The organism is Streptomyces sp. NPDC015171 (assembly GCF_043079545.1).
Lineage (GTDB): Bacteria > Actinomycetota > Actinomycetes > Streptomycetales > Streptomycetaceae > Streptomyces.
Window position 1 is genome coordinate 58,776 of record NZ_JBIBUO010000020.1, and the last position, 13,194, is coordinate 71,969.

At 67.7% G+C, this 13,194-nt stretch carries 11 protein-coding genes and 1 pseudogene; 10 read left to right on the forward strand and 2 right to left on the reverse strand.

The genetic code is table 11. The annotated features are described in order from the left end of the window. Nucleotides 1–60: 60 nt before the first annotated feature. Together ACF073_RS35625 and ACF073_RS35630 are read left to right on the forward strand one after the other, a co-directional pair. A complete protein-coding gene (locus tag ACF073_RS35625; RefSeq protein WP_392075630.1) occupies nucleotides 61–558 on the forward strand; it encodes a hypothetical protein in 498 nt (165 codons plus the stop codon). A 72-nt stretch (nucleotides 559–630) separates the two neighbouring features. Next, on the forward strand, nucleotides 631–1,320 hold the full coding sequence (locus ACF073_RS35630; protein WP_392075631.1) for a hypothetical protein: 690 nt from the start codon (nucleotides 631–633) through the stop codon (nucleotides 1,318–1,320). Between the two features lie 52 nt (nucleotides 1,321–1,372). Here the strand turns inward: ACF073_RS35630 and ACF073_RS35635 are convergent, their stop codons facing one another. After that, nucleotides 1,373–2,563: a cytochrome P450 gene (locus ACF073_RS35635; RefSeq protein ID WP_392075632.1), complete on the reverse strand. Its 1,191-nt coding sequence runs from the start codon at nucleotides 2,561–2,563 to the stop codon at nucleotides 1,373–1,375. A 335-nt stretch (nucleotides 2,564–2,898) separates the two neighbouring features. Between ACF073_RS35635 and ACF073_RS35640 the strand changes: the two genes are divergently transcribed. The 6 genes and pseudogenes from ACF073_RS35640 (at nucleotide 2,899) to ACF073_RS35665 (ending at nucleotide 8,899) form a co-directional block, all read left to right on the forward strand. Then, the gene (locus ACF073_RS35640) at nucleotides 2,899–3,699 is read left to right on the forward strand and encodes a hypothetical protein (RefSeq protein WP_392075633.1); all 801 of its coding nucleotides are present in this window, start codon (nucleotides 2,899–2,901) and stop codon (nucleotides 3,697–3,699) included. A gap of 63 nt (nucleotides 3,700–3,762) precedes the next feature. Next, a pseudogene (locus ACF073_RS35645) lies at nucleotides 3,763–3,954 on the forward strand (IS5/IS1182 family transposase); the annotation flags it as partial. A gap of 2,211 nt (nucleotides 3,955–6,165) precedes the next feature. Continuing rightward, a complete protein-coding gene (locus ACF073_RS35650) occupies nucleotides 6,166–7,446 on the forward strand; it encodes a helix-turn-helix domain-containing protein (RefSeq protein WP_392075634.1) in 1,281 nt (426 codons plus the stop codon). Nucleotides 7,447–7,891: 445 nt separating this feature from the next. Further along, nucleotides 7,892–8,218 carry a PadR family transcriptional regulator gene (locus tag ACF073_RS35655; RefSeq protein WP_383863300.1) on the forward strand — a complete coding sequence of 109 codons (327 nt, stop codon included), beginning with the start codon at nucleotides 7,892–7,894 and terminating at the stop codon, nucleotides 8,216–8,218. Next, entirely contained in the window at nucleotides 8,215–8,571 is a 357-nt protein-coding gene (locus ACF073_RS35660; RefSeq protein ID WP_392075635.1) for a DUF1048 domain-containing protein, read from the forward strand. The genes ACF073_RS35655 and ACF073_RS35660 overlap by 4 nt, the downstream gene beginning before the upstream one ends. Before the next feature lies 1 nt (nucleotide 8,572). Then, complete coding sequence (locus ACF073_RS35665; RefSeq protein WP_392075636.1) at nucleotides 8,573–8,899, forward strand: DUF1048 domain-containing protein; 327 nt, start codon at nucleotides 8,573–8,575, stop codon at nucleotides 8,897–8,899. A 138-nt stretch (nucleotides 8,900–9,037) separates the two neighbouring features. Here the strand turns inward: ACF073_RS35665 and ACF073_RS35670 are convergent, their stop codons facing one another. Next, nucleotides 9,038–9,598 carry a DUF6924 domain-containing protein gene (locus ACF073_RS35670; RefSeq protein WP_392075637.1) on the reverse strand — a complete coding sequence of 187 codons (561 nt, stop codon included), beginning with the start codon at nucleotides 9,596–9,598 and terminating at the stop codon, nucleotides 9,038–9,040. A gap of 719 nt (nucleotides 9,599–10,317) precedes the next feature. Between ACF073_RS35670 and ACF073_RS35675 the strand changes: the two genes are divergently transcribed. Then, nucleotides 10,318–11,583 (forward strand): ParA family protein, encoded by a 1,266-nt coding sequence (locus tag ACF073_RS35675; protein WP_392075638.1) that lies wholly within the window; start codon nucleotides 10,318–10,320, stop codon nucleotides 11,581–11,583. Continuing rightward, on the forward strand, nucleotides 11,580–12,866 hold the full coding sequence (locus ACF073_RS35680; protein ID WP_392075639.1) for a ParB/RepB/Spo0J family partition protein: 1,287 nt from the start codon (nucleotides 11,580–11,582) through the stop codon (nucleotides 12,864–12,866). Before ACF073_RS35675 ends, ACF073_RS35680 begins: the two co-directional genes overlap by 4 nt. The last annotated feature ends 328 nt before the right edge of the window (nucleotides 12,867–13,194 follow it).

Consider the following 13,194-nt stretch of genomic DNA (forward strand, 5'->3'; position numbering starts at 1 on the left):
CCGTGGCCTGCGGTGAGTCGCGGCGGCCGTCCCTCCCTGGCGGAGAAGCTCAAGGCCCTCATGACCTCGCGTCTGGACGCCAGGGGCCGCGGGCACACATCGCGATCTCTCTCCGCGGCCGTCGAGGCACTCCCGGGCGACCACGTATCTGTCTCATATGCTGCGGTCAACAAGCTGGCCAACGGCACCCATGACAACCCGACAGTCCACACCGTCCTGGCGCTGAGCAAGGCTCTCGGCGGCATCCCGCCGGCCCACCTCCTTCCCCACGACGCCTACAGCGACCTCGCGGCGCTGCAGGTTTTCGAAGACCCGCGTGCGCGTCGCCTCCTGGCACTCCTCAAAGGCATGCCCCACGGCGCCGTCGACGACGTGATCACGGAGTTGGAACGCCGACGCTCGGCCCTGGGGCTCGAGGCCGTACCGCCGTGCGGCGAAGCGACGGACGAAGACCGCGTTCCCTCGGGGGAGCCACCGGAGGCACCTAAGCGCGGGCGCCGCCGACGCAGCAGCACAGAAGCCGCAGAGTACGCGGCAGACTCTTTGGAAGGGCTTTAAGTGGACGGCATAGTCTTCGGGACGTGCACGGTGGCCGGGTTACTGGTCACCTCGCTCTGCGTGCGGAGAGCCGTGGGCAATCCACGTGTCTCCACCTGGTCCATCGCATCGGCCTTCGGTGTGTGCACGCTGGGAGTCCTCCTCGCGGTGCCTGCTGTAGCGCATGTGGTTCAGAGCGCCACGGGGATCGAGAACATAGCCAAGCTGTCCGCGCACATCTGCGCGATCCTGTGGTGCGCGTTCCTTCAGGTCGCCATGGTCGACCTGGCATACCGGCCTGAGTATCTGCGCCCGGCGGTCTTCCAGCGCGGCTTCGCGGCCTTCGTCTATCTGACGGTCATGGTGGTGCTCTTCCTGGCCACCAACGGGCCGCATGTCGCTTTCACCACCGCGTACGCCGCCGATGACAAGGTCGCCGCGTATCTGCTGATCTACCTCTCGTACGTGCTGATCACCTGCGGTGAGCTGGCGTTCATGTGCGGCCGCACCGCCCTGCGGAACTGGGGCATCCGTCCGTGGAGCGGGGCGGGGTTCGCGCTGTCCTCCGTGGCCGCCGCCCTCGGCATGGCGTACACGATCTCCAAGGGCAGCTACATCCTCTGCGACGCCCTGCATGTTCCCTGGTCGCTGAGGGTGGAAGAGGTTCTGAGCCCGGCCTTGGCCGGGCTGGCCGTTCTGTGTCTCTTCTCGGGGCTGACTCTTCCTATGATCGGCGTCCTGCGCGAACGTCTGAGGCAGAAGAAGGCCCGCGCCGTCGGCTGAACATGGCTGTGGCCCCGCTCGACGGGCGGGGCCGCAGGCGTTTCCCCGCTCGTCAGGCAGGCTGTCCGGCGCGAAAGCGCACCCGCAGACTCTTCAGTCCGCGGGCTCGGAGGGAGCGCCGCCACTGCGCCGCGTCATCACCGTCGGGTTCGAGGACCGTGAAGCGTTCAAGCAGCGCGGTCAGCGCGATCTCGGTCTCCGCTCGGGCCAGGGGTGCACCCAGGCAGTAGTGGATGCCGTGGCCGAGCGCGAGGTGCCCCGCGGTGTCCCGGTCGATGTCCAGGCGATCGGGGTCGGCAAACCGGCCGGGGTCGCGGTTGGCAGCGGACAGTGACAGCAGGACGGTCTCCCCCGCCGGCACGGTCACGTCGCCGATCGTCAGGTCCTCGGTGGCGAATCGGCGGATCGCCAGCAGGGCGGGCCCCTCGAAACGGGACAGTTCCTCCACGGCTGCCGGGATCTTCGACATGTCCTCGCGCAGCGCGGCGAGTTGGGCGGGGTGCTTCAGCAGCGCCCATACGGCATTGCCGATCAACTGCACGGTGTTCTCGAACCCGGCAAAAAGGATCAGGAAGACCAGGCTCAAGAGTTCATCCTCGGACAGCCGGTCGTCCTCGGCGTCTCGGACCGAGATCAGGTCGGACAGCAGGTCGTCCGCCGGGGTCTGCCGCTTGTGCTCGATGAGCCCCGTGAAGAACCGCATCATGGCCTTGACGGCTTCCTTGGCGGCATGCGGCTGGTTCGGGTCCGGAGCAATCAGTGCCTGAGTCCATCCGCGGAAGTCACCACGCCGCTCGCGGGGTATGCCCAGGAGTTCACAGATCACGGTGATCGGCAGCGGCGCGGCATACGCCCCGATCAGCTCTGCGCTCCCGTCCGTGCCCAGCGCGTCCAGGAGCTGGTCCGCGACGGCTCGGATCGGTGCACGCAGCTGTTCCACACGTCCCGCGGTGAACGCCTTGCCGACGAGGCGCCGGATCCGGGTATGGTCCGGCGGATCCATGTTCAGCAGATTGGCATCGAGCGCAGGCGGCAGCTGTAAGCCCTGGTAGTTGCCGGTCCGCGCATGCCTCTTGTCCAGTGACAGGCGAGGGTCGGCAAGTCCGGCCCGTACCTCCTCGTAACGGGTCACGATCCAGGCCGGCTGGCCGTCGGTCCCTTGGATTCGGTGCACCGGCGACGTGGTCCGCAACCGCTCGTAGACGCCGTACGGGTCAGTGGCCAAGTTGTCAGCAAGATCCATGGCATTACCCTAGGCCGCCTCGCGGAGCCACTGCCGCCGGGCTCGTGCCGGCGAAGTCCCCGCAGGCGGTAGGCGCGCCCGCCGGAACCACTCCCGCTGCAGCACCGTAAAGGTTTCGCCACATTTTTACCGAGAGTAACAAGGAAGAACAGGACAACCATGCGTCTTTTCGGGCATCCCGGAATCCCTTCCTCGCAGCCCGTCGCAGGAAGGCCCTCTTCCGGAAGGGGGTCTTCCTGGTCAACCGCGCCCGCAGCCCGATAGAGATCAAGGCACAGAGCAACGTCGCCGAACCTATCGGCAGCAGGCAGAGTTGAAGGCAAGCAGGAGGAACCATGGAAATCGGACGCCGTACTTCGCATCGGCGTCAGGAGCACCGCACCAACGCGGTACTTCACGCTCTGCTACAACTGGGCCCGGGTCCGCACAAGTTCCGCGAGGTCGTCGCCCGCACGGCGATGGACAAGCATGAGGTCCACCGGCGGCTCCTCCAGCTCTTCAACGCCCAGTTGTGCGACAGGCCCCGCTACGGCTATTGGGAGCTGCGCCCCGCTGCGGCAACCCCGGACCTGCCCGGGCTCGTCCATCCTGCCCCCGTCCCCCCGTTGAACGTCACCCCTCTCCTGGAGTCCATCCACAGCCGCACCCGGCAGGTGGCGCTCCTGCACACCCACTCACCCCTCACCGGCGAGCGCCTGTGCATCGCCGCCGCCGGCGTCCAGGACACGCGATTCCGCCGCGAACTGGCTCTCACCCCCGAGGCCGTCGACCGCCTGCGCCAGGCTCCGCTCGACTCCGACGCACCCGGCCTGGCCATGCTCGCCAACCTGGCCAGCAGTGACGCCCCACTGCGCAAAGATCTGCGGGAGATCCGGGCCAGCCAGGTGGCAGTCACCGTGTCGCCGCTGCCCGGCTGGATCCTTTGCTCCGTCCCGATGCACCGCCTGCCGGGCGCACCGGCGATGCCCGGCGCAGAGCCACGGGTAGTGGCCGCGGTCAGCGTTCTGGCACCGGATCGTCAGCAAGGCGACCCGGTGGTGGCCTATGGGCGGCTGGTACGCAACGCCGTCCACAGGGCTGCCGGGTCCAGCGTCGTCGTCCCCCGGCCTCGCGCTGCGACAGCTCCGGCTGCGTGATCCGGCTCAGGCCGGGAGGTCCGTCGACGACAAACAAGGCGACGGCCGCATCGGCGCCCGAACAGCGGCTGTGCGTGGCGGACGCTGCCGCCCTGCTTCGGCATATCGAAGCCGACGGCACATCGCCGGTTCGTGATCCGGTCCAGGGCGGGTGTCTGAGGTCGTCTGTGCGAAGCCATGCTGCACCGGCTCGACGACGCCGGCCTCGTCGACGTCACCCGCATCGTCCTCGATACCGCCCGCGTCAGGGCCAGAATCCCCCGAAACCAGGTCGATCGGCCTGTTCTTCCGCCCGCCCTCCACCCGGCAGAACTCGGCCATCACGGCCTCGGGATCCGCGGGCCGTTGGATGCGCCGGGCTGCGTACTCGCCCAGCTCTGCGAGGAGTGCCCTCCTTCCCTGCTGCTCATCAGCCATGGCCCTCTGCAGGGGGATGACCGACTTGACGATCCGTGATCTCGAAGTGGACGGCAAGCCCATGAAGTGGCTGCGAGTTCGGTGCCTTTTCGCCGCGGATCACGCTGCTGCCCAAGGGCGAGAGAGACCAAGAGCTTCCATAATCTACGCGGATCCACCTCGGGAAGAACGATCGTTACTACTTCCAGAAACGATCGTTGACACAAGCGGTCATCGCGTAGAAGGATCTCGCTGCGGAAGCGACTCATCCAGCAAATGCGCAATTGCAAAATGGAGTTGAAGTGGCAACGACATGCCCGACCGGGTTCTGGCGCCGGCCTCCTGCACCACGAAGGCGCGGTCCGCGCGGTGCGCCATCCCGATGCGCGCCTGGGCCGGCGGGGATGCCGACTGGTCGAGGAGTCCCCGCGACCCCTGAGGGCTAGCAGGCGGCGGCCTGTCGACCGCTTCGGCCCGGGCTCAGTGTGAACGCGGCCTCACCCGCTGTGACTTCCGAAGGGTACCGTTGGCGCAGAAGGCGCCAGTAGTGCCGTATATCTGGCGGCTTCTCTTCATACCTGCCCAGGTTCAGCCACAGGATGGGAGGCTTTCGGAAGGGGGTGTTCCTGGTCAATCCGCGTTCATCCAGATAGAGATCACGTGGACGGCCGACTGTGCCAGCAACCGGGCTGGCGTTCTGATGTGGCGCATCGAGGAGGAATTGTGGACGTCGGGTTACGTAGTTCGCATCAGCGCAAAGAGCGCGACTGCACGAAAGCCGTGCTCCACGTACTGCTGCGGCTCGGCCCGGTGCCGCACAGATCGCGCGACACCGCCGCCCTGCGCATCGCCGCCTCCGGGGTCGACGGCCCGGGCCTCCGGCGTGAACTGGCCTTCGCCGCACGGGCCGTGGACCGACTCCGCCGCGCACCCCTCGCCTCTGACGCACCGGGCTCGACCCGGCCGGCCAGTACCGCAGGCCGCGACATCGCGCTGCGCGAAGACCTGCGCCGGATCCGCTCCACCCAGATGGCGCCCACCGACTCGCCGCTGTCCGGCTGGACCTCGTCCCCATCCCGGTCCGGGGCATACCCGGCCGCCCTCCACCCCCGGCACGGAGCTGCGCGCCGCCGCCTCCTTCAGCATCCCGGCCCCGGTCACGTACGCGGCAACCCTCACGCCGCATACCGTCGGCTGATGCACGACGCCGTACAAGCCGCCATCGGGAGCAGCGCCGTCATCGCGGAGTCTCCGCCCCGCGGCCGCCCCGGGCCGCATGCCCCGGCTCCGGGGCGCACGCCCACTACGAGTAGCGCACCGGCCCCTCAGGCGCCCGGACGGAGTTCCACGCAGCCGGGCGCGGGCACGCTTGGGGAACCTGAGACCGGCTGCCCCCCAACCCAGGAGGACAACATGTCCTTCAAGAGCAGCAGAAGACTCCGCAGGGAGCATCCGATGATCTAACCCGCCGGCGGCCCGGTGCGGTTCACCAACTCACACCCGGGCCCGGCCTCGCGCACGATGCGGTGAGCCACCACCACACCAACCGCAGGCCCCTCGTCCTCGCCCGACCTGCCAGTCGGGCGAGTCCCGGCTCCTCCTTGCCGAAGCAGCCGGGTGAAATCACTCCCATGCCGGAGCTCGCGGCCCTGCCAGGGGCCTTGACGTTCCACTACACCAGGAACGGATCACGTTCATGATGCAGCAGACGGCTGCTGTTTGTCACCCACTCCTGCCCCCAGTGTCCTGCTCCGGCCGCCCGGGTCTCCTTCTCGCCCCCGAGCGGGCCGCGACGACGACAGCGCCCCCATGCTCCTCGCACCCGCAGGGATCCTCCGCGGCTCGCACCGGATTCGCGCCGGGGGTGCTGTGCTTATGACCACCGCGATCGCCGGCTCCCTTGCCACCAGGCCACAGACAATCTCCCCGCCACGCCATTCCGCCGATCACCGCAGAAACCGGGCGCACGGGCCGCAGACGACGCTTCCCCCTGGCTCCACCGTTGGGGTGCGGCCGCGGCCTCAACAGCGCACAGGACTCCTGGCCGCGCTGCCACCGCTGTCCACGCGGATGCACAAGCTCCTGGTCCTCGGCGACCGAGACGCCGCGTACGCAGCCGGCAACCTCCAGCGAGGCGGGAAGAACACAGCGGCATCCGACCACGCCTGGGCGATGACCCGCGCCCTGGCCGCCGACGCCGTCCGCGCGGGATGGAGTCTGCCCTCCTTCCTCCAGGTGATGCTCGACGGCCCCTACAAGGCAGGCCAGCACGCCCGGACCCTCCAGCACCGCCACGGCTACGACAAGGCAGCCGCGTGGCTTCGGCGGGCCTGGGACGGCGCGCAGCAGTACGTGCGGTCTACCGACCCCATCAGCACCCGCCAGGACTTCCACGCCGCCCTGGCCGCCTTGCGCGCCCGCATCGAATGCACTCCCTGGAAGGGCGTCGCGGGCAAGACCGACATGCGCAACCTCATCGCACGCATGGAGATCTGCGCCCGGGCCGGAAGTTGGGACCACGCCGTCTCCGAACGCGACCTCGCCGAACGGATGGGCTGCAGCCGCACCACCGCCCACAACTCCAACCAGCGCCTTCTCCAGGGCAAGTTCCTGCGTCGGCTCGACAGCGGTTCCCCCACCGACGGCGCCCGCTGGATGCTCATCTCCCGTCCGCCTTCCACCGCGTCTCACCACTGGGCCACCCCCGAAGGGCCGGAGGCTGGGGGGGCCATGAGTGGCCCAGGCGTGAGACAACCCGGCACCAGCGCCGACATCGACTCGCGGACGGCGGCTCAGCTGATGCACCTCGACGCTTTCGCCCACCACGGCCTCGGAGGCAGCGGACTCACCGTCCTCGCCGCCCTGGCCGAACGAGACGGGCAGAGCCGCGCCGAGATCCAGGCGAGCGCCTCCGTCTCCCGCGCGACCGCGTACCGGCAGCTCGAAAAGCTCAAGACCCTCGGCCTCGTCCACCACGAAGGGGAGCTCTACCACCTCTCCCCCACCGCCCTCGAAGGGATCGGGACACCCACCCAGGACTGCGACAACCCCGTCGCCGGGTGGCCCGAGACCGCCAAGCGCCTCGGCACCGCAGGAACAGGGCAGCGGCGACGCCGACGCCACGAGGCGCAGCGCAGCCACTGGCGCCGCGAGCAGGTACGCCTCGCCGAGCGCCGCCGCGCCCCGCAGCAGGCCCCCCTCCCCCATCCCGCCGTGGCGCCGGCCCGCTACGTCCGCGCCGACGGCTGCGCCATCGACCCGACCACGGGCGAGGTCGTCATAGGGCTCTACGTGGCTTCGGACGGCCGGTGGATCTGGGATGGGCCGGGCGGGGCACTTCCCGCGGCATAACCGGTGAACACCTCATCAGACTGCTGGGGAGACACCAGCTGCGCACCTCTGGGCGGCTGTTCTCAAGAAGCCCTGCCGTCGCAGAGCCGCTTGGTCGCGAGTTCCGGGCCGGTTCGTCCACTCGTGGGTATGACCGCCCTGCCCGCAGACGCCGGTGACGTGGTACGAGCGGCCGGATCGCCGGCCCCTGTACAGCTCGGGCATGAGCGGTGGGCTGTGATGCGGGAGCTGCCGCCGGCGCCGGGATGGCCGGCGGCTCGCGTCGGCCGGCCGGAGGACCACGGCCACCGGCAGACGGATGACCGACGCGGTGCGCCGTCCCGTCGACAACGGCATCAAATGGCGGGCGACGCCTTCCAGCCCCCAACACTCCTCCACTACTCAGTGGTACTGTATAGCGGTACTCGGTACTACGCAGTACCGGCAGGGCTGAGGAGCACCCGCGATGGACGACCTGACGGAGATGTTGAAGGGCACGCTCGAAGGGTGCGTGCTCGAAATCATCGGCAGCGAGGAAACCTACGGGTACGCCATCACTCGCCAGTTGAACGAGCTCGGCTTCGCCGACGTCGTCGAGGGGACGGTGTACACGATCTTGCTTCGGCTGGAGAGGAACGGGCTCGTCCAGGTGACGAAGCGTCCATCCGGAGTCGGTCCGCCGCGCAAGTTCTACGCGCTCAACGACGCCGGGCGCGAGGAACTCGCAAAGTTCTGGGCGAAATGGCAGTACGTCTCATCACGCATCGACAGGCTCAAGGAGGGCGGGAGATGAACTTCTGGGAGAAGGTCACAGGCAGCGATCTCACCAGGGACTGGAAGGCGTTCGGAGCCCGGGTCGAGGCCCTGCCGGACGACTACCGGGAGGCATGGGGCCAGCTCGTCGCTCACCTCTTCCCTTACGGCGACTTCACCGGCCGCAACCTGACACCGATCCTCGACTCTGCCCTGGGGCTGCTCGAAGTGTCGGCAGCGGACGGGCAGAGCGTCCAGGAAGTCCTAGGCGACGACATGCGAGGCTTCTGCGCTGCGCTGGCCGGTGGAGAAGGCGCTCGAACCTACCGCGACCGGTGGCGCGAGCAATTGAACAGCAACGTCGCAAGGAAATTGAGCCGGCTGGGAGACTGACATGGGCATCCAGGACATCATCGAGGGCAAGAAGCAGTGGCGGGCGCACGTGGCTCGGGTCAAGGCTCTCCCGCCGGACTACCAGATCGTCTACAAGGAGATGCAGAAGTACCTGTTCAAGGTCGGACCGATCGACCTGCCGGACGGGCCCCTGCTCCCCGGGATCGTCGACTTCTTCGAGGAGGGCGTCGCCGCAGGCAAGGGAGTCTTGGAACTCATCGGCAACGACATCGCCGCCTTCTGCGACAACCTGATCAAGGGCTCCCCCACCTACGCGGACGCCTACCAGGAGTCCATCAGCGGGGAACCTGGTACGGCCCAGAAGTAGCGTCCGTCTCCTCATCCCAGCGGGTCTAGTAGCCCGCACGTGCGATTCGTTCGCCTCGGCCCAGCGCGAATTCGCTGGTACTGCCGCTATTCGTTGCCGCGTGCCGGTTCGTGCGCGGCCTCGCGGTGTCCTCGGTGCTCAATCCGCTTCGTTCAAGCGCTGGTATTCGTTCCAGACAGCTGTGCCGGGCCCAGCGATGACCAGGCCGGACTCAGCATGCTCGGCCCCCAGTTCGTCGTGGAACTCGAAGAAGTACATGTTCCCCAGGTCGAGGTTGTTCTCGATGCCGGCGACGTTCAGGACGGAGACGCGGAAAGGCGTGGCTCGTTCGCCCTCGGCGTCGATGTCGATGCCGAGCAGGGGCATGGAGGTGTCGGTGAGAGTCCGGGCGTCCGCGAGGTAGAGGTGGTCGTACTCAAGGGCGTGTCCGGTCGGTGCGAGCTGGATGACGTCCTCGGCCTGGAGCCCCTCGAACCGGCGGTCGCTGACGGGCGTGACGTGAAGGTCGGCCGCAGTGAAGAAGTCGATGTCCTCAGCGTTGTCCGCATCCGGTTCCCCTCCTGCCGTAGCGATCAGGTCCTTCAGAGCCACGGGCGTCCGGAGGACTTGGAGGAGGCGTTGCCAAGCCGCGTCGTCGGAGAAGTCGGTGCGGATGACGGGCACCGCGAGGTCGTCGCCCGAGGGGAGGGGAACCGGCATATTTTGGCCTTTCTGGGGCGTCTGCGCCGGATACCTGCGAGTGCCCGACACGGATAGTCAGATGCTCACGTAGAAGCCGTCGCGGTCCAGGACACGGTAGCTCTTGCGGAAGGAGGACATGAGGCTGCCTTAGGTGTTCTGCTCGTCCGGGGTTGCCCACGTGGGGCCTCGGCGGCGCCGAACCAGTCGTGACCGCGCTCGGGCAGTGGGTCGGCCTGGAGCACGACCTCGGTGCTATCGCCACCCTGATCGGCATCCACGAGGGTCGCGGCCCGGGGTCGGTGATTACGGCGTAATCACCGACCTGCGCGGTCCTCGGTGGTCGCGCACTGGATCTGGATTCGGTGGCACGCTTTGCCCTCCGCTGGCAGTTGAGCCGAGTACTGCACACGACGTTGCTCCGGTCAACGGGTGCACCTGGCACCGCGGGGTCGGCGCTTCTTGTCCTTGTCCTGGTGATCGCTACTCAAGGTGGGAGCACGCGAGGAGCCGGCAGGGTGATTACGCCGTAATCACCGGACGCTTGTGTGGCTTCTCCGCGACGCGCTGTGGGAGGAGTAGGAGGCACTGGGCGGTGAAGCGGGCGGCGTTCGGGAGGGCGTGCGCGAGGGTGGGGTGATTACGGCGTAATCACCCCACCGCTGATCCGGTACGCCAACAAGGTGCTTAGCTAACGTGTCGATCCACCAAATGATCACTCACGTTAGTATGGTGTCCCCATGAGTTCTCCAGCCTCCTCCAGCGACCGCGAGAAGGTCGTCTCCAAACTGCCGGGATGGCTCCGGCAGAACCTCAAAGTTCGAGCCGCACAGCACGGCGTCGAGATCCAGGCCGCGGTAGAACAGGGCATCAAGGACTGGTGCAGCCTGGCCTCGACGGCCCCGAACATCGACACCGCCGGCGCTGATTCGTTCTCCACCTTCCTGCCTCCTGGGCAGTGGGAAGAGTTCCGGCAGATCGCAGCCGACCGGCGGGTCTCTCTCATCCAAGGTCTCGCACAGTCCGTCCAGCTCTGGCTGGACGCCAACCCCGCCCCTGACGTGCAGCGGCCGGAGATCACCCGCCGCATCATCGTCTGCAACCAGAAGGGCGGCGTCGGCAAGACGGCAATCACCGCTGGTCTCGGCGAGGCACTGGCTGAGGACTCCAACACCCTGCACCCCGTACGGGTGGCCAAGGCCCTCACCAAAGCTCTGCGTGAGAGTGAGACACATGGCAACACGGAAGCACCGGCAGATGACCCGCTCGACATCGAGAACCTGCCCGGCCCCGGCCTGAAGGTGCTGCTCGTCGACTTCGATCCGCAGTGCCACCTCACCAACCAACTCGGGGCCACTCCCCTGCCGATGAACGGCGACAGCCTCACCAACCACATGGCGGGCGACCCCAAGGGCGAACTTCGCGACCTCATCGTGTCCGTCGATGACGACGCCTTCGACGGCAGGCTCCACCTCCTGCCCGCCTGCAACGACGCCTTCCTGCTCGACGTCCGCCTCTCCGCGGTGCGGGCCAGGGAGGCCGCCCTGGAGAGGGCGCTCGCCCCGCTCGAAGGTGATTACGACGTAATCATCGTCGACTGCCCGCCCAGCCTCGGGCTCAGCATGGACGCCGCGGCCTACTACGGACGCCGACGCGACGGAGAACGCCCCGGACAATCCGGCGCACTGATCGTCGTGCAGGCCGAGGACAGCTCGGCGGACGCCTACGAACTGCTGACCACGCAGATCGACGACCTGCGCGGTGACCTCCAGATCGACATCGACTACCTCGGCATTGTCGTCAACCTGTACGACTCCCGCCGCGGCTACATCGCCACCTCCTCCCTTCAGGGATGGGTCGACATAAAGGATCCGCGAGTCGTCGGACTCATCGGCGATCTCAAGGAACAGAAGGAGGCAGTACGAGTGAAGCAGCCTCTGCTGTCCTACGCGCCCAAGTCACAGCAGGCAGTGGGCATGCGTGCTCTGGCCCGGGAGGTGCAGTGAGCAAGGCCGACCAGCTCGGAGCAGGTCGCTTCGGCAGCAGCGTGCGCCCGGTCAGCGCACGGCGCCAGGCCGTGGCAGCCGCAACCGGCGTCCCCACCGAAGGCGTCGCGGCCCCCACGGAACTCCCCGTCGACCGCATCAGCCTCAACCCGGACAACCCCCGCTCCGCCCTCGGCGACCTAGCGGATCTGGCCGGCAGTCTCAAGACCCACGGCCAGAAGCAGGCAATCACGATCATGAATCGTGACGCCTACATCAAAGCCAACCCGTCCCTCGAGAACGACATCGAACCGAACACCACCCACGTAGTGGTCGACGGCAGCAGCCGGCTCGCCGCCGCCCGCGAAGCCGGACTCGCCACCATCAAGGTCATGGTCAGCGACGACCAGGGAGCCACCTCCGAGGAACTCCTCGAGTCCGCCCTCGTCGCCAACATCCACCGGCAAGACCTCGACGAGATGGACGAAGCCCGCGCCCTGCAACGGCTCATGGCCATCCACGGCAGCCAGCGGGCCCTGGCCAAGCGCCTGCACCGCTCCCAGGGCTGGGTGTCACAACGCATGGCCCTCCTCAACCTCATCCCCCAACTGCAATCACGCATCGGTGCGGAACCCATCGAGCTGCTGCGCGCAGTCGCCAACAAGCCGGCCGAACAGCAAGAGGCGGCTCTCGCGGAACTCAAGACCCAACGGGCCCGCAAGGAGCAACCAAGGTCCCCTGCGTTTCCGCACCTGAACGAACAGACCGGGGGAGTAGGCGAGGACGCCGCACAGTCCGGTCGTCCTGCGGAGAGCCGCGCTGGAACGGCCGACGACACCTCAACGCCTCCATCTCAGACCGGACCTGAGGCAGGCTCTGCCGGTGACGGCGCAGACACCGACGGCGGCACTGAGGCCATCGCGAAGACCCTCCATTCGCCGGCACCTGCAACCGATGCCAGCAGCCGTGGTGATTACGGCGTAATCACCACGGGGCAGGATGGCGTCGCGGGAACCCGTGAATCTACGGCGACCACAACAGCGGAGGCGATCCCCGAACCGCGTGCGCACGCGTCATCCCCAGAACCGCACGGCGACACCGCATGCCAGGATTCCCAGCCCCGAAGGGTGCCGTACGACGAGCCCGGCTCGCTCGCCATGCTTCTCGACACCAAGATTCCCTCGAACGATCAGTTCTTCGATCTTCTTCGCTTCCTTGGCGCAAGGGGCCTTGAGCGAGACTCGGCACGGCTCGGCGAGCTGGCGCGGTCCCTTGCCGAGCAGGCAGCGACCCGAAGCGACTGACGCATACGGCCATCCCGTTTCAGGAGCAGAAGGACGACGACGGCAGCTGCCGGACGAGGGCCGGTCTCCAGGGAGACCGGCCCTCGTCGTTCCCTGCGTGCCTCTCACGAGGCGGTTCTGATGCAGTCGGTGCCAGCCAGCGCCACACCGTCATTGCCTCCGCCTCAACGAGGTCGTGATCGGCGGGACGACGATCTATCTGCCGAATGAGCGGCGGAGGATGCCGTGTTCCCCCTGGTGCTGGCCGCGTGGTGGATGGGAGATGACACGGCTATCGGTGGGTGGTCCGGCACGTAGCTGAGCGCCGTACTCGTCGTTCGTATGCAGG

What these genes read in the sequence shown, in the direction of transcription:
- ACF073_RS35665 (WP_392075636.1), top strand. Translation starts at nt 8,573, where the DNA reads ATGGGCATCCAGGACATCATCGAGGGCAAGAAGCAGTGGCGGGCGCAC.
- ACF073_RS35655 (WP_383863300.1), top strand. Translation starts at nt 7,892, where the DNA reads ATGGACGACCTGACGGAGATGTTGAAGGGCACGCTCGAAGGGTGCGTG.
- ACF073_RS35650 (WP_392075634.1), top strand. Translation starts at nt 6,166, where the DNA reads ATGCACAAGCTCCTGGTCCTCGGCGACCGAGACGCCGCGTACGCAGCC.
- ACF073_RS35670 (WP_392075637.1), bottom strand. Translation starts at nt 9,598, where the DNA reads ATGCCGGTTCCCCTCCCCTCGGGCGACGACCTCGCGGTGCCCGTCATC.
- ACF073_RS35635 (WP_392075632.1), bottom strand. Translation starts at nt 2,563, where the DNA reads ATGGATCTTGCTGACAACTTGGCCACTGACCCGTACGGCGTCTACGAG.
- ACF073_RS35660 (WP_392075635.1), top strand. Translation starts at nt 8,215, where the DNA reads ATGAACTTCTGGGAGAAGGTCACAGGCAGCGATCTCACCAGGGACTGG.
- ACF073_RS35640 (WP_392075633.1), top strand. Translation starts at nt 2,899, where the DNA reads ATGGAAATCGGACGCCGTACTTCGCATCGGCGTCAGGAGCACCGCACC.
- ACF073_RS35625 (WP_392075630.1), top strand. Translation starts at nt 61, where the DNA reads ATGACCTCGCGTCTGGACGCCAGGGGCCGCGGGCACACATCGCGATCT.
- ACF073_RS35675 (WP_392075638.1), top strand. Translation starts at nt 10,318, where the DNA reads ATGAGTTCTCCAGCCTCCTCCAGCGACCGCGAGAAGGTCGTCTCCAAA.